Origin of the sequence: Terrabacter sp. Soil811, from assembly GCF_001429655.1 — a bacterium.
In the GTDB taxonomy this organism is placed as follows: domain Bacteria; phylum Actinomycetota; class Actinomycetes; order Actinomycetales; family Dermatophilaceae; genus Terrabacter.
In genome coordinates, this window is the sequence record NZ_LMSX01000013.1 from 17,836 (window position 1) to 40,462 (window position 22,627).

The window sequence follows — 22,627 nt, forward strand, 5'->3', positions numbered from 1 at the left end:
CCACAGACGGTGAACGCCGTCCCGGTCGTCGTCAGCCCGGGAGGAGGAGTCGGTCGACGGCGTCGACGACTGATGCGACGCCCGGGTCCCCGAGGATGACGTCGTAGTGGTTCGCGTCGACCCGGGTCGTCCGCACGCCCTCCGGCAGGTGCAGGGCCGCGAGCCGTGACTCGTCGTAGAGCCCCTGCGGCTCGTCGAGCAGGCCGCGCTCGGCCCACACGAGCTCGGCCTGGACCCCCTCCCCGACCGCGGTCGCGAGGCCGGCGTGGGTCTCGCGGTCGGCCATGACGTCGGCGCCGTCGGCACGGACGGCCTCGAGCACGCACGTGCTGCGCCACTGACCGTCGGAGGGATCCTGCACGAGGTCGTGCTCGATGTAGGCCCGAGCGGCGTCGCCACCGGGCCCGTGCAGCACCGGTCCGAGGGCCGGGTGCCCCATCCAGAAGCCGAGGTATGCCGCCGGATCGGCGAAGCGCATCGACAGCCGGTCCATGGCCGGCCCGATCACCGACTGGAGAGCGGCGTCGACGTCGAGGTCGTCGGGCACGGGAAAGGCCAGGCCCCCGTCGACGAGCACGGCCGCCGGGAACCGCTCGGGATGCCGGGCCGCGGCGAGGGCCGCGATGAACGCCCCCATGGAGTGGCCGACGAGCACCGGGGCGGAGCCGAACACGGTGGCGATCGAGGTCAGGTCGTCCACGTGTGCACCGAGACCGTAGGGTCCCGGCGCCGAGCGGCTGTCGCCGCGTCCACGCAGTTCGGGCGCGAGGAAGCGCACACCGCCGGGCCCGTGGCGACGACCCACCTCGTCGGCGACCCGGCGCCACGACAGGCCGTTGGCCGTGATGCCGTGGACGGCGAGCACGACGGGCGCGTCGGGCGCCGGCGTGCCCAGGCTCAGGTCGTGGATGGCGAGGCTTCCCTCGGGCAGCTCGATGACGAACGCGGACGGTGTGGTGCTCATCTGGACCCTGACCTCCTGATCAGTCTGCCGCCGAGCCCGGTGAGGCCCGACGGAGCGAAGTAGACCACGACGACGAAGAAGACGCCGAGGATGAACAACGGCTGCGACAGGACCTGGCGCACGACGACGGGCAGGTCCTGCAGGAACGCGGCGTTGCTGACCTCGACGAGCCGGGCATCGGCATACGTGTAGAGCACGCCGCCGACGAGGGCGCCCCAGCGGCTGCCCGCACCTCCGAGCACGACCATGACGAGTAGGGACAGGGTGAACTCCGAGGTCGTCAGGTGGGGGTTCGAGCCGCCGAGCACGAGGGCGTGGACGACCCCGCCGAGGGCTCCGAGGGACGACCCGACGACGATGGCGAGCAGCTTGACGCGGTAGGTCCCGAAGCCGAGGACCGCGGCGCGCTGCTCGTTCTCGCGGACGGCCGCCATCGCGCGCCCGGCCCGCGACCGCACGAGGGCCGTGACGACGACCCAGGCCACGACGACGAAGGACAGCGCCAGCCAGTAGCGGTAGGGCGCGTTGGCGACGCCGACGAGCAGGTCCGGCACGGCGTCGCGGTCGAGCGGGCGTCCCTCCTCACCGCCGGTCACGCCTCCCGGGTTGCGCATGACGATGATCGAGGCGGCCTGGGCGAATGCGAGGGTCACCATCGCGAAGGCGATACCGCCGACGCGCAGCGCGATCGCGCCGACGACGAGGGCGAGCCCCGTGGAGAGGGCCAGAGCGACGAGCACCGCGAGCGGAAGGGGCAGGGCCCACGTCGAGAGGGAGATCGTCAGCAGATAGCTGCCGGCCGCGACGAAGAGGGCGTGCCCGAAGCTGAGCAGGCCGGTCCGGCCGAAGAGCACGTCGTAGCTCAGGGCGATGCCACCGATCACGAGACACGTCGCGAGGAGCTGCATCGAGCCCGGCCCGTTGACCCGGCCCGGGAGGACGCCCGGCAGCTCGACCGGAAGGTAGGGCAGGTAGGCGAGCACGGCCAGCACGACGACGGCGGGCAGCGCCCGGACGATCCGGCGCGCGCCGTGGCCCTCCCCCGACGCCACGGGCGTCACCGTCCCGGCCACCACTTCCTGGGTCGTGGATGGCGTATGCGGGTGCGTCAGGTGGTCCGTGCGCGACGTCATGCCGTCGCTCCCTTCAGCGAGGTCGGTCGGAGCAGGAGCACCAGCGCGAGGAGCAGCACGACCGACAGGTCGCCGACCCCGCTCGCCGCGTAGTAGTTCGCGAGCTGCTGGACGAGCCCGACGACGACGGCGGCGACCGCGGTGCCCGTGAGGGAGCCCATGCCGCCGATGACGACGACGATGAAGGCGAAGATGAGCAGCGAGCCGCCCTGCGCGGGTGACACGGCCCCGGCGTACTGCGAGTAGAGCACCCCGGCGAGACCCGCCGCGGCACCGCCGAGGGCGAAGACGGTGGTGAAGGTCCGGTGCACGTTGATGCCGAGGGCCTCGACCATCGTCCGGTTCTCGACGCCCGCGCGGATCACGAGGCCGAGGCGGGTCAGGTGAAGGAGCGCGAGAAGCCCGGCGAAGAGCGCGGCGGCGACGAGCAGGTAGACGAAGCGGTCGTTGGGCAGCCGTGCGCCAAGGACGTCCGTCGTCCCGCTCATCCAAGCAGGCGACTCGACCGGCCGCGGGTCCGCGCCCCAGATCCCCTGTGCAGCAGCCACGCCCGCGAGGGCAAGGCCCACCGTGACGAGGACCTGCTGGATGTGATGGCGGTAGAGCGGCCGGATGAGGACGACCTCGACCACGAGACCGACGACAGCCCCGACCGTGACGGCCACGAGCACGCCGACCACGAGGCGTCCGGCCACCGGCCAACCGACGGGCAGGGCACCCATCGTCAGCCACGCGGCATACGCCCCGGCCGTCATGAAGACGCCGTGGGCGAAGTTGAGCACGCCCATGAGCCCGTAGATCAGGCTGAGCCCGCTCGCCGCGATGAAGTAGAGGGCCCCCAGGCCGAGGCCCGTGACGAGGAGCAGGACGAGGTCGCTCATGCCACACCCGCCCGCCGCATCGAGACCCCGAGCAGCTCGCGGGTCAGGTCCGCGTCCGCGACGAGGTCGGCGGTGGCGCCACGGTGCACGACGGCTCCGGCGTCCAGCACGACGACCCGGTCCGCGATGCGACGCACGAGCGGGAGGTTCTGCTCGACGAGCAGGATGGGGGTCGTGCGGGCCACCTCGGCGAGCACGTCGGCGACCTCGGTCACGAGCTTCGGGGCGAGGCCCTTGGTGGGTTCGTCGATGAGCAGGAGGACGTTCTCCCGAAGCAGGACCCTGGCCAGCGAGACCATCTGCTGCTGGCCCCCCGAGAGGGTGCCGGCCCGCTGGCCGCGCCGGGACACGAGGTCCGGGAAGAGCCTGGCCACCACGGGGGCGTCGACCCCACGGTCCGGGTCGACGAGGCGCAGGTTCTCCTCGACGGTGAGACCCCCGAAGACTTCTCGGTCCTCGGGGACGTAGCCGATGCCTCCACGGACGATGCGTGCGGTCGTCCGGCCCTGGATCTCGGTGCCCTCGAGCAGGATCCGGCCGGTGCGCGGGGCCAGCCCGATGATCGACCTGAGCGTCGTCGTCTTGCCGACGCCGTTGCGCCCGAGCAGCGCCGTCACACCGGTGGCGGGGACGTCGAAGGACACGCCCTGGAGGATGTGGGACCCGCCGTAGCGGACGTGGACGTCCTCGAGGGCCAGGACGGGAGCTGCCTCCGACGACTCGGGTGCGGATGGGTTGCGTTCGGTCACAGGGCTTCTCCCAGGTAGGCCTGCTGGACCCGCTCGTCGGCGGTCACCTCGGTCGGGGCACCGACGGCGAGCAGCTGCCCGTGGTGCAGGACGGCGACACGGTCGGCGAGGCCCAGCACGACGTGCATGTGGTGCTCGACCATCGCGACGGCGACCCCCGAGTCCCGGACCTCGCCGATGATCTCGCTCAGGCCGTCGACGTCCTCTGCGGACACGCCCGCCATGGGCTCGTCGAGGAGCAGCACGGCGGGCTCGGAGGCGAGGGCCATGGCGAGCTCGAGCTTGCGACGGTCCCCGTGCGAGAGGTCACGAGCGAGCGTCTGCGCGCGACCCGGCATACGCACTCGGGTCAGGAGGGCCTTGATCTGGCCCGACGATGCCGGTCCGGCGCCGCGGAAGGGCGAGAACGCCGCCGGCCCGACGGCTTGGATGGCGAGACGGACGTTCTCTCCCGCGGTCAGACCGTCGAAGAGCGCCGACGTCTGGAAGGAGCGCGCCAGTCCCAGACGTGCGCGCCGGGTGGCGCTCGCTCCGGTGACCTCCTTGTCCTGCAGGATGATCCGGCCGGAGGACGGACTGGTCACCCCACTGAGGATGTTGACGAGCGACGACTTGCCCGCGCCGTTGGGGCCGATGATGCCGAGCAGCTCACCGGCCCCGACGGTCAGGGAGACGTCGTCGAGGATCTGGGCGCCACCGACCTTCCAGCCGACGGCCTCTGCGCTGATCACGACGGAGGGTGCCCGATCACTTGAAGGGGGTGACGGGCGGTGCGACGGTGGCCGCGTCGAGGGTGTCGACGAGCTGTGGCACCACGTTGCTGCCGTCCTTCTTCAGGGTGGCCGTGAACATCGGCTGGAGGAGCGCGTGGTCCTCGGCTCGGATCTCGAGCGAGCCCTTGGGACCGTCGAACGTCCAGCCCTCGAGGGAGGTCACCATCTTGTCGACGTCGTCTCCCCCGGCCTCGAGCGCGTGGACGATCATCTGGCCGGCGACGAAGCCGTCGTTGGTGAACAGGTCGACGGTGGCGCCCTGCTTCTTCAAGCCGGCGTCGAGCGCCTGGTAGGCGGCGTTGTCCGCCGCACCCTCGAAGAAGTGGGAGAGGAAGTTGATCTTCGTCGCGACCTCGCCGAAGAGGGCGTGCGTCGCCTTGATGTCGAGCCCGGTGACGACCTTCGTGGAGTCGAAGACGCCCTGCTGGCCGAGGGTGGTCCACATCGCCGTCGCGTTGGCACCGGCCCAGGCGACGAAGAGCAGGTCAGGGGCTGCGCCCTTGACCTTGGTCGCGAAGGGAGTCAGGTCGGTCGCGGCCGACGGCACCTCGACGGCGCTCACCGTTGCCCCCTTGGCTCCGAGGATGGCCGTCACGGCGGCGACGTTCGCCTTGCCGAAGGCGCTGTCCTGCGCGAGCACCGTGACCTTCTTGCCCTTGACGTCACCGAGGATGCTGCCCGCGGTCGCGACGTCCTGGTAGGTCTGGCGACCCGATCGGAAGGTGTAGCGGTTGGCGCCGGTCACGGCGTCGGCGGCAGCCGGGCCCGAGATGAAGAGCACCTTGTTGTCCTTGGCCAGCGGCGCGACCTGCAGGGCCACGCCGCTCGACGTCGAGCCCGCGATGATCGTGTTGCCCTGCCCGATGAGATCGGTCGCCGAGGCCACGGCCTTGGCCGGGTCGCCCGCGTCGTCCTGCTCGGTGATCTGGATCGTGTGACCGGCAACCGCGCCGGTGCCCTTGGTGGCGAAGTCGATGCCGGCCGTGAGGCCCTGGCGGTACTGCTCGCCGTAGCTGGCCAGCGGGCCCGACTTCGAGTAGACGAGGCCGACCTTGTACGGGGCGCCGGCACCGCCGGAGGCAGCCCCCGTGCCGTTGTCGGCAGCCGGTGCGCCCGGCTGGCCGGGAGAGCCGCAGGCCGCGACCGACAACGTGATCATGGCGCTCGCGAGCGCGAGACTCCACCGCTTGGACACCGATGTCCTCCACCTCTGGTGGGCGCTCGCGCCTTTGCTGCAACGAGATCCGTTGACGCCCAACCGTTTCGGCGAAAGTAGTTCAGCCTCGAACGGCCCGCGGTGGGACCGGAGACCACAAAGCAGGTGTCGGCATGTGTCTCGCCCCTACTCAGCGAGGGCGGTCGGCGACGACCCAGGAAGCGGCAGCGCTGACCGCGGCCACGGTGAGGACCGCCGGCCACGCACCGATCTTCTTCGCCAGCACGTGCGAGGCGCCGAAGCCACCGAGGTAGACGGTCGCGAGACCCGCGGCGCCGGCTCCCCCGGCCTTGGCGACCCAGCTACGTCCGGCATAGAGGCCGGCCGCACCGAGCACGACGCCTCCGAGGGGTCGGATGCCGCTCTCGCGGGCGACGACGTAGCCGCCGACGAGCCCGAGGGCAGCGATGGGGGCGGTCGTCACGTCGGCTGCGTCCCGGAGCTTCATGTCAGAGCCTCGGCTCGAGGTCCGCGACGACCTGGTCGCCGGTCAGGCCGAGCTCCTCGAGGATCTGGCCGCGAGAGGCGTGGTCGAGGAAGCGCTTCGGGATGCCGTACGTGTGGACGGGCACGTCGACGGTCGCCTCGCGCAGCGCGAGGGTCACGGCCGCGCCGACCCCGCCGCTGACGAGGTTGTCCTCGACAACGGCGACCGCCTTCGCCCGGCGGGCGAGGGCGACGACGTCGTCGCTGACGGGCAGCACCCACCGCGGGTCGACGACGCGGACGGTGCGTCCGTGAGCGGCGATCTTCTCGCCGGCCTCGATGGCGAGCCCGGCGAAGGCACCGACGCCCACGACGAGCAGGTCGACGTCGTCACCGGCGTTCTCGAAGAGCACGTCGACGTCGCCGATCGAGCGGACGGCGGTCAGCGGGTCGGCGACGTCGCCCTTGGGGAACCGGATCACCGTCGGGCCGTCGGAGACGTCGACGGCCTCACGCAGCTGGAGTCGGACCTGCTCGCCGTCGCGGGGCGCGGCGAGGCGCAGCCCGGGCACGATCGAGGTGAGCGTCATGTCCCACATCCCGTTGTGCGATGCGCCGTCGCTGCCGGTGACACCGGCCCGGTCGAGGATGAGGGTGATGCCGGCCCGGTGGAGCGCGCAGTCCATGAGGAGCTGGTCGAAGGCCCGGTTGAGGAAGGTCGCGTAGACGGCGACGACCGGGTGCAAGCCCGCGTAGGCGAGCCCGGACGCCATCGTGACGGCGTGCTGCTCGGCGATGCCGACGTCGAAGACGCGGTCGGGATAGGCGGCGGCGAAGCCGTCGAGGCCGACCGGGATGAGCATGGCGGCAGTGAGGGCGACGACGTCGGGGCGCTCGGCCCCGATGGCCACCATCTCCTCGTTGAACTCGTCGGTCCAGATGCGCCCCGAGACCTCGAACGGGAGGCCGGTCTCGGGGTTGAACTTGCCGACGCCGTGGAACTGGTCGGCCTCGTCGTCGATGGCCGGCTGGTAGCCGCGGCCCTTCTGGGTGATGACGTGCACGATGACGGGGCCGCCGAAGTCCTTGGCCTTGGCCAGTGCCCGCTCGAGCGCCTGCTCGTCGTGGCCGTCGACGGGACCGATGTACTTGAGGCCGAGGTCCTCGAACATGCCCTGCGGGGCGACGATGTCCTTGATGCCCTTCTTGACGCCGTGGAGCGTCTCGAACATCGCGCCGCCGACGACCGGCGTCTTGGCGAGTGACCGCTTGCCCCAGTCGAGGAACCGCTCGTAGCCACGGGTCGTGCGCAGCGTGGCGAGATGGTCGGCGAGCCCGCCGATCGTCGGCGCGTAGGAGCGCTCGTTGTCGTTGACGACGATGACGAGCGGCAGGGTCTTGTCGACGGCGATGTTGTTGATCGCCTCCCATGCCATGCCCCCGGTCAGTGCGCCGTCACCGATGACCGCGACGGTGTGCCGGTCGCTCTCTCCCGACAGCCGGCGGCCCTTGGCGATGCCATCGGCCCACGAGAGCGCGGTCGAGGCGTGCGAGTTCTCGACGACGTCGTGCTCGGACTCGGCGCGGCTCGGGTAGCCGGAGAGCCCGCCCTGCTTCTTGAGCTTGCTGAAGTCGTGCCGCCCGGTGAGCAGCTTGTGCACGTAGGCCTGGTGGCCCGTGTCGAAGACGAGGGTGTCGCGAGGCGACTCGAAGACCCGGTGCAGCGCGATCGTCAGCTCGACGACGCCGAGGTTCGGGCCGAGGTGTCCACCGGTCTTGGAGACCTCGGTGACGAGAAAGGTGCGGATCTCCTCGGCCAGCGCCGGCAGCTGGGTCGCCGGTAGCGCCTTGAGTGCCGCGGGGCTCGTGATCGTCTCCAGCAGGGCCACGCTGCCTCGTCCTCTCGGTGGTGTCTCGACCCACTCGGGTGGGTCGATCGAGTCTACGGGTCAACGTCCAGCGGCTCCCAACCGTGCGCACGAGGCCCTGTCGGTCTCGTCACACGACCTCCACCCGGCAACCCGACGCCCGACGTCCCGGCTGACGCGCTCAGAGGCGGGGCGCGAAGACCTTGCCCTGGAGCGCCTCGTGGAGCAGCCGCGCCGAGCGCGAGGCCGCCAGCAGCCGGATCCCCTCGGCCTCGATCTGCCCGAGGATCTCGGTCAGGGCGTCTGCCGGCACGTGCGGCCCGATGGCGACGCGTGCCTCACGCCACGCGTCCCGCATCGCCACGACCTGCCCGTCGAGGTGCCGACCGGCCAGCCACGCGAGCGCGATCGGGTGACGCCGCCACCCGGCATACGCGCGGTAGTCGGGCGGGCACTGGTCGAGCAGCCACAGCACGGCGCGGTCCTCCCAGCCGGGCGTGTGGGCCGGCGGGACGCCAGGCGGCCACCCCGGTGGGGTGTGTCCTCGAGACGCAGAGGAGGTCGGAGTCGGCATGCTCCCAGTCTGCCTCGCCTACTCTCGGAGCATGACGACGGTCAGCTGGGTCACGGCCTTCCTCGACCTCCCTCCCGACGTCCACGCGGCGGGCACCCACTTCTGGTCGGCAGTGACGGGGTATGCCGTGTCGCCGGCTCGCGGGGACGACGCGGAGTTCACGACGTTGCTCCCACCGGTCGGTGACCCCTACCTCAAGATCCAGCGCACCGCCGCCGACGATGCAGCCGTGCCCGGGATCCACCTGGACCTGCACGTCAGCTCGGCCGCAGAGTCAGCGGTCAGGGCTGCAGGGCTGGGCGCCGAGGTCGTCCACGGGTCGGAGCACGGGTACGTCGTGCTCCGCTCCCCCGGCGGCTTCGTCTTCTGCTTCGTCCACGAGCCGCTCGCCCAACGTCCCTGGCCGACCCGGTGGCCCCAGGAGCACGAGAGTGTCGTCGACCAGGTGTGCCTCGACATCCCGGCCGCCGCCTACGAGACGGAGTGCACCTTCTGGTCCGAGCTGACCGGCTGGCCGCTGCGCGGGTCCGTGAGCCGCCCGGAGTTCCGCCACCTCGTGCGTCCGGACGGCATCCCGCTGCGGCTGCTCCTGCAGCGGCTCGTCGAGCCCTCGACCGGTCCGGTCACCGGCCACCTCGACCTGGCGTGCGACAACCGGCCGACCGAGGTCTCCCGACACGTGGGCCTCGGCGCGACCGTCGCGGCCGACCACGGCGGCGGGTGGACCACGCTCCGCGACCCGGCCGGCGCCCTCTACTGCATCACCGACCGCGACCCGAGGTCGGGCCTCGGTCGGTGACGCCCGAGGCCACGCCGGACCGGGCGTCAGGTCACCAGTTGGGTTCGTGTGCCGGCGCCGGGGGCAGCGGACGGTCGGCGGGCCGGATGACGTAGACGATGCCCCCGCTGTGCGGCACCCAGACGTTCTCGAACTGCTCCCGGTCGTAGACGACGCGCACCTGGTCGTCGCTCGCGACGAGGTGCGAGGCCGGGTCGTTGCACACGACGTCGCCGGACGGGGTGAAGCCGACGACGACCATGAGGTGGCCGTTCGTGCCGTAGCCCGCGCCCGTGAGCTCGCCCTTCTTGAACGACACCGACACGACGAGGGGGATGCCTGCGGCGATGAACGCCTCGGCCTCGGTGAGAGTGCGCAGTCGCGTCACGAAACCACGGAGGTCGGCGCGTGTGGCGGCATACGCGGTGTTGAAGGGCCAGTTGCCGGCGCCGTCGTAGGTGTAGTCGAAGACGTTGCGTGCCGTGAAGTCGACCTGGGCGTCGACCGGCGGGTCAACCCACGCGGTCTCGGACGCCGTCGGCCCGGCGCCCCAGTAGGCGACGACCATCGACGTCGAGGTGGGTGAGCACCAGGCCTCGCCGCCGTTGTCCCACTGCGGGTAGTGCCCGACGTGGACCTCCTGCGAGTAGGTGGGGACGTCGAGGGTCGTGCCGCAGGCAGGTCCGTTGGGGCTGCGCGGCACCTTCTTGGCGTCGGGCAGGGCCGAGGCCATCGCCCCGACGACGGACACGCACGGCGTGTCGGAGGTGCCGCGGGGACGCAGGAGCCGGACCTCGAGCTGCCAGTCCGTCAGGGAGTAGCCGGTGCGGGTCGCGAGGGTGTCGGTGAAGACGGTCGCCACGGTGTCGCCCTGGCCGGCGACGGAGGTGCGGTGGATGCCGCCTCCGTCCGCGGGGTCCTCGGACGCCCAGCGGCCCAGGACGTAGTCCTTCGTCGTCGTGCCGGCGCTGGTGCCCCGGACGCGCACCTCGACCCACGAACCGCCGGGCGTCGCGGCGTTCCACGAGGCGACGAGCTCGGTCAGCCCGAAGCCGGGCGCGACCACGGGCGAGGTCCAGGTCGCGACCTCGTACGTGACGGGAGTGCCCGCCGTGGCGTGCGGGTCGGTGTAGTCGAGGGTGCGGTCGAACGGCCCGAAGACGAGGTCGCTGCCCGACCAGGAGGTGTAGTGGACGTGCCGGTCGGCCCCGCCCTTCTTGCTCTCGGCCGCGCGGGCCCCCGGCGCGTCGGAGACGCCGACGAGGGCGGCACCGGCGGCGGCGCCCGCGGCCGCACCCGCGAGCAGCGAGCGACGGCTGGGCTGGAACGGGGCGGCTGAGACGGTCGAGCGACTGGGCATGGCACACCTTCCGGAGGGGGATCGCGCGGCCAGTCAACACCCGGTCCTCGCCCCGTGGGGCGTTGGCGTCGCAAATTCTCGCGATGAGGACGCGATGTGGAGGAAATTGACGCGTCAGCGCCAGTTCGGCTCGGAGGGCGAGGACGGCAGCGCGACGTCGCGCGGGTGCATGACGTAGGTCAGCCCTCCGTTGGTGCCGAGCCAGACCCGTTCGAACTGGTCGCGGCGGTAGACGCTGCGCACCTGCTCGTTGCTCGCGATGCGGTGGGAGTTGGGGTCGTTGGACACGACGTCACCCGCGTCCGTGAAGCCGACGACCGTCAGCAGGTGGCCGTTGGTCTCGTAGCCGGCCCCGTCGAGCTCGTCCTCGCGGAAGCCCACCGACACGACGAGCGGGATGCCCGCCGCGACGAACGCCTCGACCTCGGTGAGGTCGCGCAGGCGGGTCACGTAGGCACGCAGCCCTCGCGCGCCGGCATACGCGGTGTTGAAGGCCCAGTTGCCCGCCCCGCCGTAGGCCAGGTCGTAGACGCGACGCACGCCGTGCACGACCTCCGGGTCGGTGTCGTGCCCGACCCACGAGGCCTCGTCCCGTGAGGGCGCTCTCCCCCAGTGCTCGAGGAGCATCGTCGTCGACGTCGGTGAGCACCACGACTGCCCGCCGTTGTCCCACTGGGGGAACGACCCGACGTGCAGCCGCTGCGAGTGCGGCGGGACCGCGACCTCGTGACCCTGCCCCACACCGGGTCGGCTCGTCGACTCGTCAGGTGTGACGGTGAAGCGTGAGGCCGCGCCGGCGACGAGCGTCACCGTGGGCCAGGCGATCCCGTCATCCGGGAGTGCGAGGGCCGTGACGCGCAGCTGCCACCGGTCGACGCCTCGTCCCGGCGCGGACAGCCAGGTGTCCGTCGAGACGCTCCCCGGCTCGAAGGTCTGTCCGGGCACCGTGGTCCGGGTGATCGGCGACTCCCCCGCTGGGTCGTCCTCGGCCCACCGCGCGAAGGTGAACCACGGCGTCCAGCCGGCGTCGTCGGCCACCCGCCCCTCGACCCGGAGCCACGTGCCGGCCGGCGTCCGGGCGTTCCACGACGGGATGAGCTCCATTGCGGCGAAAGGGGACTCGACGACCGGTGACTCCCAGACCCGCGCGCGGTAGGTCATCGCCTCGGCTCCGTCGACGTGGACGTCGGCATAGTCGACGTCGGGTGCCGGGGACCAGTCGAAACCGGTCTCCCACACGGTCAGGATGGCGTGTCGCTCGGTCACGCGACGAGCATGCCATCCGAGTGCGCATGCCGTCCGGCCGGGTCCCCGAGCGCCCGCACACGGCGACGGGCCCGTATGCCGTGGCGTACGGCATACGGGCCCGGCGGGCTGGGCTGGCCTGCGGGTCAGCTGTTGACGAGCGACCTCAGGACGTACTGGAGGATGCCGCCGTTGCGGTAGTAGTCGGCCTCACCCGGGGTGTCGATGCGCACGACGGCGTCGAACGGGGTCGTCTCACCCGACTCCTTGGTGGCGACGACCTTGACGGTCTTGGGCGTCGTGCCCTCGTTGAGGGCCGTGATGCCGGTGACCGAGAAGGTCTCGGTGCCGTCGAGGCCGAGCGAGTCGGCGTTCTGGCCGGCCGGGTACTGCAGCGGGATGACGCCCATGCCGATGAGGTTGGAGCGGTGGATGCGCTCGTAGCTCTCGGCGATGACTGCCTTGACGCCGAGCAGGCTCGTGCCCTTGGCGGCCCAGTCGCGCGAGGAGCCGGAGCCGTACTCCTTGCCCGACAGGATGACGAGCGGCGTGCCGGCAGCGGCGTAGCTCTGGGCGGCGTCGTAGATCGTCGACTGCTCGCCGCCGTTGGTGAAGTCGCGCGTGAAGCCGCCCTCGACGCCGTCGAGGAGGAGGTTCTTCAGGCGGATGTTGGCGAACGTGCCTCGGATCATGACCTCGTGGTTGCCGCGGCGCGAGCCGTAGGAGTTGAAGTCCTTGCGCTCGATGCCGTGGTCGGCGAGGTACTTCCCGGCGGGGCTGTCGTTCTTGATGGCGCCGGCCGGGCTGATGTGGTCGGTCGTGACCGAGTCGCCGAGCTTGGCGAGCACGCGGGCGCCCTCGATGTCGGCGACCGGGGTCGTGTCCATCGACATGCCGTCGAAGTACGGGGGCTTGCGGACGTAGGTCGACTCGCCGTCCCAGGCGAACGTGTCGCCCTCCGGGGTCGGCAGCGACTGCCAGCGCTCGTCGCCCGCGAAGACGTCGGCGTAGTCCTCGGTGAACATCTCCTGGCTGATCGAGCTCGCGATGGTGCGCTCGACGTCGGCGGGTGCCGGCCAGATCTCCTCGAGGAAGACGTCCTTGCCGTCCGTGTCCTGGCCGAGCGGCTGCGACGCGAAGTCGAAGTCCATCGTGCCGGCGAGGGCGTAGGCGATGACGAGCGGCGGGCTCGCGAGGTAGTTCATCTTCACGTCGGGGTTGATGCGCCCCTCGAAGTTGCGGTTGCCCGAGAGGACCGACGTGACGGCGAGGTCGTTGTCGTTGATCGCCTTGGAGATCTCCTCGTTGAGCGGACCCGAGTTGCCGATGCACGTCGTGCAGCCGTAGCCGACGAGGTGGAAGCCGAGCTTCTCGAGGTAGGGCCACATGCCGGCCTTGTCGTAGTAGCCCGTGACGACCTTGGAGCCCGGCGCCATAGACGTCTTGACCCAGGGGGCGACCGAGAGGCCCTTCTCGACGGCGTTCTTGGCGAGCATCGCGGCCGCCATCATCACCGACGGGTTGGACGTGTTGGTGCAGCTCGTGATCGAGGCGATCGAGACGATGCCGTGGTCGATCTCGAACTCGCGGCCCTCGGCGTCGGTGACCGACACCTTCTTCGACGGGCGGCCGCTGACGCCACCGGAGTCGGCCGGACGGTCGCCACCGTTCGTGCCCTCGACGGTGCCCTGGGGGGTGGGGTCGCTGGCCGGGAATGACGAGGCGGCACCCGCGTCACCCTCCTCGTGCGCGACGTACGTCGGGAGCACCTTGCGGAAGGCGTCCTTGGCGTCGGTCAAAGCGATGCGGTCCTGCGGACGCTTCGGGCCGGCGATCGACGGGACGACGGTCGAGAGGTCGAGCTCGAGGTACTCGCTGTAGCGGGCCTCCGGCTGGTCGGGGCCGGCCTTGAGCCACATGCCCTGCTCCTTGGCGTACGCCTCGACGAGGGCGACGCTCTCGTCGGAGCGACCGGTGAGGCGCAGGTAGTCGAGGGTGACCTCGTCGATCGGGAAGATCGCGCACGTCGAGCCGAACTCGGGGCTCATGTTGCCGATGGTGGCGCGGTTGGCGAGCGGCACCTGCGAGACGCCCTCGCCGTAGAACTCGACGAACTTGCCGACGACACCGTGCTTGCGCAGCATCTCGGTGATCGTGAGGACGACGTCGGTGGCCGTGGCGGCGACGGGGATCGAGCCGCTCAGCTTGAAGCCGACGACGCGCGGGATGAGCATCGAGACGGGCTGGCCGAGCATGGCCGCCTCGGCCTCGATGCCGCCGACGCCCCAGCCCAGCACGCCGAGGCCGTTGACCATCGTCGTGTGCGAGTCGGTGCCGACGCAGGTGTCGGGGTAGGCGACGCGCTCGCCGTCGATCTCGCGGACCATGACGGTGCGGGCGAGGTGCTCGATGTTGACCTGGTGGACGATGCCGGTGCCCGGCGGGACGACCTTGAAGTCGTCGAACGCGGTCTGGCCCCAGCGCAGGAACTGGTAGCGCTCGCGGTTGCGCTGGTACTCGATCTCGACGTTGCGCTCGAAGGCGTCGGCGCGGCCGAAGACGTCGATGATGACGGAGTGGTCGATGACGAGCTCGGCCGGGGCGAGCGGGTTGATCTTGGCCGGGTCGCCACCGAGGTCGGCGACGGCCTCACGCATCGTGGCGAGGTCGACGACGCAGGGCACACCGGTGAAGTCCTGCATGATCACGCGGGCCGGCGTGAACTGGATCTCGGTGTCGGGCTCGGCGTTCTCGTCCCACGAGCCGACCGCGTTGATGTGGTCGGCGGTGGTGTTCGCGCCGTCCTCGGTACGCAGGAGGTTCTCGAGGAGGACCTTGAGGCTGTACGGCAGGGTCTCCTGCCCCTTCACCCCTGCGAGGCGGTAGATCTCGTAGGACTGGCCACCGACCTCGAGGGTCCCCTTGGCCTTGAAGCTGTCAACACTGCCCACGACGGGCTCCTTCCAGCAACTCTGATGTCACGGTGCTCGATTTATCTTGACGTCAAGATATATCTAACCACACGCGTTCGTCCTTGTCAGTCCACCCCTACCCGCCCATCCTTCCCTCCGCTCGCGCCGTTGTCGCCCCCTGTGCCGGCCTCTCTCCCGCAGCGGTCGGACCGCTCCCTGTGACGGGTCGACGCGCCGACCACAGCAGTCCCTCGACCGGGACACCCGCTTCGAGGCGGAGGTGGACCGGGGTCACCTCGACGTCTCCCAGACCGGCGACGGCGCTGACCGACCGCAGGTACTCCTCGCCGTGGGCGTAGCGCCCCGACGACGTGAGCCGCCAGTCCCCCACCCCGTCGACCAGCCGCTCGACGGTCGCCACGAGGACACCGCCGGGCCGCAACGACCACGCTGCGGCCGTGGTCGTCGGGCCGAGGTCCCCGAGATAGCAGAGAGTGTCCGCACCGACGACGAGGTCGTATGCCGTGGGCTCGGCCCGGAGGAACGCGCCGAGCTCGGCGCGCTGTAGGACGTCGTAGCAGCCGCGCACCTGCGCTAGCCGGAGCATGTTGACCGAGAGGTCGCAGCCGGACAGGGTGCGCGCCCACGGTCGGACGAGTGCCCCGACGAGGCCCGTGCCGCAGCCGAGGTCTGCCACGTCGAGCTCACCCGCCGGCCGGCCCAGGACCGCGGCGACCCGGTCCGCGACGAGCTCCGGCGCGCGGTAGCCGAGACCGGCGAGGTGCGGGTCGAAGGCCTCGGCCGTGGCGTCGAAGAGCGTCTCGACGTAGTCGTCCGGCGCCCGGTCGGGCGGGGGCAGCCCGCCGAGCGCTGCGAGGCGGTGTCGGGCGCCAGGATGGTCGGGGTCGACACGGACCCACCGACGCACGAGCTCGAGGGCCCGGGCCTCCGCTCCGTCGGCGGTCAGGGCCAGCACGGCCGCGGTCAGGGCACCCCGCCCGAGCGAACTCATTGGCTCGAGCTCGAGGGCCCTGAGCCCGGCCTCCCCGGCACGGGCCGGGTCCCGGGCCAGCCGCAGCGCGGTGGCGAGGTTGGCCCACGTCGGGACGTCGGTCGGGTGGACGGCGAGGCTGGACTCGTAGGCCGCGATGGCGGCCGCCGGGTCCCCGGCCTCCAGCCGCATGTTGCCGAGGTCGTTGTGCAGGCTCGCGAGCACCACCGGGTCCGTGGCCACCGAGATCGCCTCAGCGACGAGCCGCTCTGCGGCGGCGTCGTCACGACGCAGGTGCGCTGCGACCGCTCGAAGGTGCAACACGCGTACGTCATCTGGTGTCCATGTCGCCGCGGCGAGCGCCGTCTCGGCACCCGGCCCGTCGCCTGCGCGCAAGCGCGTCAGCGCCTGCTCGAGCACCTCGTCCAGCGGGACGTGGTGAGGGTTCGCGCCGTCGGGGCCGGAGGTCAGCCCAGCTTGTTGGATCGGATGTCCCACGTGACGCTGGACGTTCGCCCGGTCGCACCCCCGCCTGGACCGGGCTCCGCGTAGTCGAAGCGGATCCATGCGGGCTGGAGGGCGACCTCCTCGTCGACGTCGTCCTCGTCACCGGAGACCAGGACCTCGGTGACTACGAGGTCCTTCATCGTCACCGTGAGGAAGTCCTTGTGGGCGCCGGGATGGGCGACGTTGAGCGTCGCGTCCTTGAGGTGCTTGCCGGTCGCGGCGAACGACGCGAGGTGGGGCGAGGCGAGGTCATAGCGGTGCACGATCCGGAACTCGTGGGCCCGCGGACGTCCGGACGCGCCGCCGCTGCCGGAGCCGTTCGTCTGGGTCGTCACACCCCAGTTCCACGAGACGACGTCGATGGCGCCCTTGTGGTCCTTGCTCTGGCTGCTGCCGTCGATACCGTCGAACTTCATGAACGCATCCATGTCGCCTCCACCCGATGCCGAGCACGTCCGTCGACGCTAGCACCGCGGTGGTCCGCGCCAGAAGGCCTTCAGACGAGCCCGTCGCCGGTGCCCTCACCCGTCAGGGCGTCCCGGAAATGGGGATCGAGCTCGGCCTTCGCGCCGGCCTCGGTGTCGAACCAGACGTAGGTGATGACGCACGTGGCCGTGAGGAGAGGGTGCTCGCCCCGGCGCCAGATCTCGTGTCGAAGGGTGAACGACGACGTGCCGATCCGGTCGACGACCACGCGGATGTCGGCATGGTCGAGCGGCTTGAGGCTCGCGGTCCAGTCGATCTCCGCGTGCCGGACGAGGGCGAGCCGGTGCTCGTCGGCGAAGCGGTAGGGCCCGTAGCCGAGGCGGTCGAGGAAGGCCATCTTCGCGTCCTCGCACCACGTCAGGTAGTGGGAGTTGAAGACGACGCCGGCGAGATCGATCTCGGAGAACTTCACGGCCACGGGATAGCTGAACGACATGACCCCCATCCTTTCGTGACGTGCGCACCCCTTCGTCGCCAGGTCCGCAGACGGCCAGCTGGGAGACACAAAATGGACGCTGCGAGCCTTCGCGACCGTCGAGATCCTAGGGGCCACGAGTCCACCTCAGGCAGCGTCGAGCCTGACGTCTGCTGGGTGCGTCACATAGGAGCGTCCGGTCGGCGAGCTCCACGTGCATGTGCCGTCGGCTTCCGACGTCAGCGTCCAGCCGGCGTGGTGCTTGAAACCGTGGTGGGTCCGGCACAGGCAGACGAGGTTGTCCTCGGTGGTCGGGCCGTCGGGGAAGCGCACGACATGATCGAGGTCGCACCGGCGCGCGGCGACACCGCACCCCGGGAACCGACACGTGCGGTCGCGGTCCCGAACGCGTTGTGCCAGAGCAGCGTTGGGCCGGTAGATCGCGGGGTCGCGGGCGACCGTGACGCCGGTCAACGCGTCGGCCCGGGTCACGCGCAGCACGACGTCAGGGTCGGACAGCACCTCTGCCAGCACGTCCGAGAGCATCCAGCCGAACCGCGGATGCCGGACGCCGAGCCGCGGTCGTCGCCATCGTCTGCCAACACGTTGATCGGGGCTCGTCGTCACCTTGGCTGACCTGGTGTCGGCCACCGCAAGCGCTGAATCGTGCGCGTGCCACGCCCCGACAGCGGACAGGTCCTCGTTGAAGCCGACGCGCGACCCGGGCTCGCACCCGAACAGCTCGGACCCGAAGAGCTCGGACCCGATCGCATGCTCCGGCGTGAGCCGGGGACCGGTGATGTACGCCAGATCGCCGGCGCCGGCATCGGCATCTGGGGCTGCATCGGCGTCAGCGCGAGCACCGGCCTCGGCATCCGGGGCTGCGTCGGCGTCGTCGAACGCGTTGGGGGCAGATGGCTGGGCCTGCCGACCAGACGGGCCGCCCGGCCACACGTCCACCGGCACGGCGGAGGGAACGGCCCCGGCGTCGTATGGACCTCGGAGGGCAACGCTCCACTGGTCGTCCGTCGAGGGAACGGTGAAGGTGGGCACGACCAGCTCGACGGTGGTGGACACCTGGGCGCTCCCGAGCAGCAGGTCGAGGAAGGCGTCCGCCCGCGCCTGGTCGATCGACCGGGCCGGGTCGGCACGCACGTACTCGTGGGCCAGCTCATCGACGGCGCCCCAGGCCTGCATCGAGTCCCCCGCCGGCAGCGACGCCTTCCACCACGTCGTGCCCGGGTCGAGTCCCGGCTCCACCCGCACGAAGCGGTCACGCAGACCGTGCTCCGCCCGACGATGAACGGCGTCCGGGTCGATCGCCATGGCGGCACGCTCGCACTGGCGTCGCAGCCGGGCGGGCGTCAGCGACTCCACCCCGGTCTCCATCACGACGGCATCGAAGGCCGGGCGAGCATCAACCGCGACAAGTCCCGCTCGGTCCGCCACGACGCCCGTCTGCCGTTGGGTGAGCCGCCCGCCGAGTGCGGCTGCCAAGGTGCGTGGGAGGTCCTCGACGAGGCAGAGCGCGTCGGCGACCCGCGACTCGGCGCCGCGCGGCGTCGAGCACAGGACGGGCGCGACGCTGGAGGCCACGATCTTCACCGACGAGGGCCGCCACTCCGAGCCGTCACCCCATTCACCGTCCAGATCGGCGAAGTCGAGCTCCTCGCGTCGAACGCAGGCCGCGAGCGCGAGGTCCTGAACGGCGCCGAGGACGTTCATCGCGCGCTGCGCGACAGCAAGGACCGCCTCGGCGCTCGCCGTGTCGAGACTGCGCAGGCGCTCTGGCACCACACGTGCCACGACTGCCGCCTGGGCCACCGGTGGCAGCGCGTCGAAGACGTCAGCGGGGATCTGTGTCAGGAACGACAGCACGCCACCCGCAGCGACCTCGCTGCTCTCGCCGGCGCTCCCCATCTCCATGTTCGAACACTAGTACGATCCACCGACAGTGCCCTCTGCCCGGACTGACCACCCACGTGAGGGTGAGTGCGCGGTCCCGACCGGTCAGGCTGATGTGCCGCCTATAGTGTCCACGCGCGGCCAGGGGGCTGCCGCCGGCCGGCCCGCTGCCGCTTGACTCACCGGAGACAGCGTTGGGTGCACGGATGCGGGGCCCGTTGGCCTGCCTCATGGCGTTGGTGGTCAGTGTGGCCACCCTGTTCACGACGACGGCGATCGCCTCGGCAGCCCCGGCGCTTCCCGAGCCCCCGTGGGGACTGAGCTCGTCGGTCGGCGTCGATGGTGTGATGCTGAACTGGTACCGAGGCTCCACCCAGACGGGCGGCGTGCCGACGACGTACGTCGTCCACCGGCGCGGCCCCGGCTATGACGCCGACTGGGTGGTGCCCACGGCCACGACGTCGACCATGTGGAGCTACGCCGACCGCAGTGCCCCCGTCGACGTCGAGGTCACCTACATGGTCACGGCCCGCAACTCGGCCGGGGACAGCGCCGAGTCAGCTCCGGTCACTGCTCGGGTCCCCGTGTGGGCGGGACCGTATGACCCGAACCGCGTGTCTCTGACACTGGTGTGGGACGAGGCCGCCGGCGGCGACGACACACAGCGCTCGACGGTGGTGGCGACCGCCTCGAGCACGCCGGCCCTGACACAGGGCTGGGACAACGGCATCTCGTTCTCCGCGGGATCCTGGCGTAAGGCACTGGTGCTCCCTGCTGACGTCGCCGATGGCACGTACACCGTCGGGGACGCGGAGGGCATGCTGAAGATGCGGGCCATGTCCGGTGACTTCTGCGGGAGCGGCGCGGGAGGCGCGGCGCCTGGCGGAACCGCGACGGTGTCGCGGGCGGCGCGTTCCGTGGACGGCCTCTACGCCTCCATCAGCGTGGATGCGAGTCTCGACTGCGGAAACGGACACCGGCTGCGCGCTGAGCTGCGCTGGCACACGCCGGAAGCCACCCACGCGCTGGCCACTTCTGCACTGACCGTGGTGACGGCCGCCCCGGGCGACTCGACCACGACACCGGTGACGGTCACGAACACCGGCACTGAGCCCCTGTCGCTGGGCGCAGCTCGGATCGTGGACTCGGCGATGTCCACGTCAGCCCCGCTGACCGTGTCCGGCTCCACCTGCGAGGGCCTGACCCTTTCGTCTGGATCTGAGTGCACGGTCACCGTCAGCTATGCGGCGGGACCCGCGGCTTCGGTGGAGGGCAACGGCGTCCTTGTCATGTCGAGCGACGTCGGCGAGTGGGAGCTGGGGACGGTCGTGGGCCAGCAGCCATCCACCTACTCAGGACCCCAGGCGGTGGCCGGATCGGCATCGCCCGGGCGGCTGGACCTCTCCTGGACGGCCCCGACGACGCTGAGCCAGAGTCTGATCAGGGGATGGCGCATCGAGGACCTCGGAAGCGGCACCCCTCTGGCCCTGCAGACGGTGCCGGGCGGCACCACCGGTCGCACCACGATCTCCTCGCTCGTGACCGGAGCCCACGCGCTACGCGTCGTGCTGCTCACCACGGACGGGCGTCAGGTGGCGTCCGAGCCGGTCCCGCTGACGGTGGCGTCGCGGTGGCTCCTCGTCACGACGGCGAACGGGATTCGCGCCTACGACGCTGATGGCGGCGTCACCAACGGCGGCATGCTGGGCAGTGGGCGGAGTTCAACGGACGGTGTCGCCGTCTCGCCCACCCGAGACAGGATCGTCGTTTCCGAGGGCCCGTACGCCGGCTCCGTCAGGGTGCTGGGATCGTCCGGTGACGGCGTCAGGATCCTGACGTCCGACTCGCTCGTCGCCGACCGCGACCCGGATGTGAGCCCAGACGGCTCCACGGTGGTGCTGCTCAGGCCGGGCTACTCCGGCAGCCAGAACCGTGCAGCCTCACTCGTCACTGTCCCCGTCACCGGTGGTCCAGCCACGGTCGTGCCCGCCTCCGCGGGTCTGTCCAGACCTGCGTGGACCCCGGACGGTGCGGCCTTGGTCGCCACGACAGACTCCGAGGCGGGACTGGTGCGGGTCAACCCTGTGTCGGGATCCCGGACTCCGATCCCCGGAACGGCCGGGGCAGCGGCACTGGCCGTCTCGCGCTCCGGGCGCGTGGCGTACGCCCTCACCGGCTGGGGCGGCTCGGGCGAAATCCGCGTCACCACGCTCAGCGGGGGCGCGTCCACCCTCGTCGGGACCCACGCCGGCGCCACGGACCTCTCGTGGGACCCCACAGGGCAGTTTCTTGCCGTGACCGGAGCACCCTACGGCGACCCGCCCACCACCCGGCTGTTCGACCTGCGCTCGGCGACCCCGAAACTCGCCCGGCAGCTTCCGGGCGGCTCGTCCGTGTCGTGGCTGGTCCCTACCTCGGCCGCTCCGTCGGCCTCCCTCGCGGCCCCCGCCTGGACGACGTCGACCGCGAACCTGACCGTCGGCGCCACCGACCCTGACGACGCCCCGGGTGGCCTGCGGCGCGAGTGCCAGCTCGACGGAGCCGCCTGGGCTCCGTGCTCGCCGGTGTGGTCACTGGCTGCACTGCGGACGGGGCAGCACTCGAGCGCAGTCCGCGTGACGGACCCGAGCGGTCAGCAGTCCGCGATCGCGCGAACGACCTGGTCCGTCGACGTCACCGTGCCCACCGTCGCTCTCGGCGCCCTGCCGTCGGTGCTGACGACCACGGCACTCAAGCTGGCCTGGACGGCCAGCGACTCCGGCGGCTCTGGCCTCGGCTCAGTGGAGATCCGCTACCGCGCGGCGCCCTGGAACGCAGGCTTCGCCGCGTTGACCTACCCGACAGCGTGGCGTGCAGTGCACGGCACGAACGTGTCGACGACACTGACAGCCGGGAAGCAGTACTGCTTCAGCGCCCGGGCCCGCGACTCTGCCGGCAACCTCAGCGCATGGAGCGGCGAACGGTGCACATCGGTCGTGCTCGACGACCGTGCCCTGGCCGCCTCGGCGGGGTGGACCCGCGGCGCAGGCAGCGCCTACGCGTACGGCACCGTCTCCCGTGCGACCAGCACCGGGGTGTCGCTGACCCGCACCTCGGTGCAGGCGCGCCGCGTCGCGATCGTGGTGACGACCTGTCCCACCTGCGGAGCGGTCGACGTCTACCACGCCGGAGTCAGGCTGGGACGCGTCAGTCTCTACAGTGCTACGACTGTGTACCGCCAGATCCGCTGGCTGCCCCTTCAGACGGTCACCCGCACCGGCTCCGTCGTCATCCGCACGACGTCCACGAAGGCGTCCGGTGTCGACGGCCTCGCCGTCATGCACTGACGCAGGACCCGCCCAGACCCGCCGCGCGTGCCGCGCGTGCCGCCGAGATCCTCCTCGCCCGGTGCTCGCCCCGCGGCGCGGACGTGACCACCCCCGGGCTGAGGTGCTGCGCGTTGGA

18 protein-coding genes are annotated in these 22,627 nt (G+C 71.2%); 2 read left to right on the top strand and 16 right to left on the bottom strand.

The features are described 5' to 3' along the window. Nucleotides 1-31: 31 nt before the first annotated feature. The 9 genes from ASH01_RS21145 to ASH01_RS21185 all read right to left on the bottom strand — a co-directional run bounded on the left by ASH01_RS21145 (nt 32) and on the right by ASH01_RS21185 (nt 8,584). Nucleotides 32-964: an alpha/beta fold hydrolase gene (locus ASH01_RS21145; protein ID WP_056780954.1), complete on the bottom strand. Its 933-nt coding sequence runs from the start codon at nt 962-964 to the stop codon at nt 32-34. Further along, nucleotides 961-2,097 (bottom strand): branched-chain amino acid ABC transporter permease, encoded by a 1,137-nt coding sequence (locus ASH01_RS21150; protein WP_082620073.1) that lies wholly within the window; start codon nt 2,095-2,097, stop codon nt 961-963. Before ASH01_RS21150 ends, ASH01_RS21145 begins: the two co-directional genes overlap by 4 nt. Beyond that, nucleotides 2,094-2,978 carry a branched-chain amino acid ABC transporter permease gene (locus ASH01_RS21155; RefSeq protein WP_056780959.1) on the bottom strand — a complete coding sequence of 295 codons (885 nt, stop codon included), beginning with the start codon at nt 2,976-2,978 and terminating at the stop codon, nt 2,094-2,096. Before ASH01_RS21155 ends, ASH01_RS21150 begins: the two co-directional genes overlap by 4 nt. After that, a complete protein-coding gene (locus tag ASH01_RS21160; RefSeq protein WP_056780963.1) occupies nt 2,975-3,727 on the bottom strand; it encodes an ABC transporter ATP-binding protein in 753 nt (250 codons plus the stop codon). The genes ASH01_RS21155 and ASH01_RS21160 overlap by 4 nt, the downstream gene beginning before the upstream one ends. Further along, a complete protein-coding gene (locus ASH01_RS21165; protein WP_056780966.1) occupies nt 3,724-4,458 on the bottom strand; it encodes an ABC transporter ATP-binding protein in 735 nt (244 codons plus the stop codon). The genes ASH01_RS21160 and ASH01_RS21165 overlap by 4 nt, the downstream gene beginning before the upstream one ends. Nucleotides 4,459-4,474: 16 nt before the next feature. After that, nucleotides 4,475-5,695 (bottom strand): substrate-binding domain-containing protein, encoded by a 1,221-nt coding sequence (locus ASH01_RS21170; protein ID WP_056780969.1) that lies wholly within the window; start codon nt 5,693-5,695, stop codon nt 4,475-4,477. Nucleotides 5,696-5,846: 151 nt separating this feature from the next. Continuing rightward, the gene (locus ASH01_RS21175) at nt 5,847-6,164 is read right to left on the bottom strand and encodes a hypothetical protein (protein ID WP_056780972.1); all 318 of its coding nucleotides are present in this window, start codon (nt 6,162-6,164) and stop codon (nt 5,847-5,849) included. Nucleotide 6,165: 1 nt separating this feature from the next. Next, a complete protein-coding gene (gene dxs, locus ASH01_RS21180) occupies nt 6,166-8,031 on the bottom strand; it encodes a 1-deoxy-D-xylulose-5-phosphate synthase (protein WP_056780975.1) in 1,866 nt (621 codons plus the stop codon). Between the two features lie 160 nt (nt 8,032-8,191). Further along, the gene (locus tag ASH01_RS21185; protein ID WP_156023365.1) at nt 8,192-8,584 is read right to left on the bottom strand and encodes a hypothetical protein; all 393 of its coding nucleotides are present in this window, start codon (nt 8,582-8,584) and stop codon (nt 8,192-8,194) included. Between the two features lie 31 nt (nt 8,585-8,615). Here ASH01_RS21185 and ASH01_RS21190 point away from each other — a divergent pair, with 31 nt between their 5' ends. After that, nucleotides 8,616-9,383: a VOC family protein gene (locus ASH01_RS21190; protein ID WP_056781246.1), complete on the top strand. Its 768-nt coding sequence runs from the start codon at nt 8,616-8,618 to the stop codon at nt 9,381-9,383. Between the two features lie 31 nt (nt 9,384-9,414). Here the strand turns inward: ASH01_RS21190 and ASH01_RS21195 are convergent, their stop codons facing one another. The 7 genes from ASH01_RS21195 to ASH01_RS21225 all read right to left on the bottom strand — a co-directional run bounded on the left by ASH01_RS21195 (nt 9,415) and on the right by ASH01_RS21225 (nt 19,204). After that, nucleotides 9,415-10,722 (bottom strand): peptidase C39 family protein, encoded by a 1,308-nt coding sequence (locus ASH01_RS21195; protein WP_056780978.1) that lies wholly within the window; start codon nt 10,720-10,722, stop codon nt 9,415-9,417. A gap of 114 nt (nt 10,723-10,836) precedes the next feature. After that, entirely contained in the window at nt 10,837-11,988 is a 1,152-nt protein-coding gene (locus ASH01_RS21200; protein ID WP_056780981.1) for a C39 family peptidase, read from the bottom strand. A gap of 125 nt (nt 11,989-12,113) precedes the next feature. Beyond that, nucleotides 12,114-14,918 carry an aconitate hydratase AcnA gene (acnA, locus tag ASH01_RS21205; RefSeq protein WP_056780983.1) on the bottom strand — a complete coding sequence of 935 codons (2,805 nt, stop codon included), beginning with the start codon at nt 14,916-14,918 and terminating at the stop codon, nt 12,114-12,116. A 97-nt stretch (nt 14,919-15,015) separates the two neighbouring features. After that, nucleotides 15,016-16,194 carry a methyltransferase gene (locus tag ASH01_RS21210; protein ID WP_162263916.1) on the bottom strand — a complete coding sequence of 393 codons (1,179 nt, stop codon included), beginning with the start codon at nt 16,192-16,194 and terminating at the stop codon, nt 15,016-15,018. A gap of 143 nt (nt 16,195-16,337) precedes the next feature. Further along, the gene (locus ASH01_RS21215) at nt 16,338-16,793 is read right to left on the bottom strand and encodes an Hcp family type VI secretion system effector (protein WP_162263917.1); all 456 of its coding nucleotides are present in this window, start codon (nt 16,791-16,793) and stop codon (nt 16,338-16,340) included. A gap of 80 nt (nt 16,794-16,873) precedes the next feature. Beyond that, the gene (locus tag ASH01_RS21220) at nt 16,874-17,299 is read right to left on the bottom strand and encodes an acyl-CoA thioesterase (protein ID WP_162263918.1); all 426 of its coding nucleotides are present in this window, start codon (nt 17,297-17,299) and stop codon (nt 16,874-16,876) included. A gap of 126 nt (nt 17,300-17,425) precedes the next feature. Beyond that, nucleotides 17,426-19,204, bottom strand: coding sequence for an HNH endonuclease signature motif containing protein (locus tag ASH01_RS21225; RefSeq protein ID WP_056780996.1), 1,779 nt, complete (start codon nt 19,202-19,204; stop codon nt 17,426-17,428). A 227-nt stretch (nt 19,205-19,431) separates the two neighbouring features. On the opposite strand from ASH01_RS21225, the gene ASH01_RS21230 reads away from it, so the two are divergent. Beyond that, nucleotides 19,432-22,509 carry a hypothetical protein gene (locus ASH01_RS21230; RefSeq protein WP_056780998.1) on the top strand — a complete coding sequence of 1,026 codons (3,078 nt, stop codon included), beginning with the start codon at nt 19,432-19,434 and terminating at the stop codon, nt 22,507-22,509. Nucleotides 22,510-22,627 lie beyond the last annotated feature (118 nt).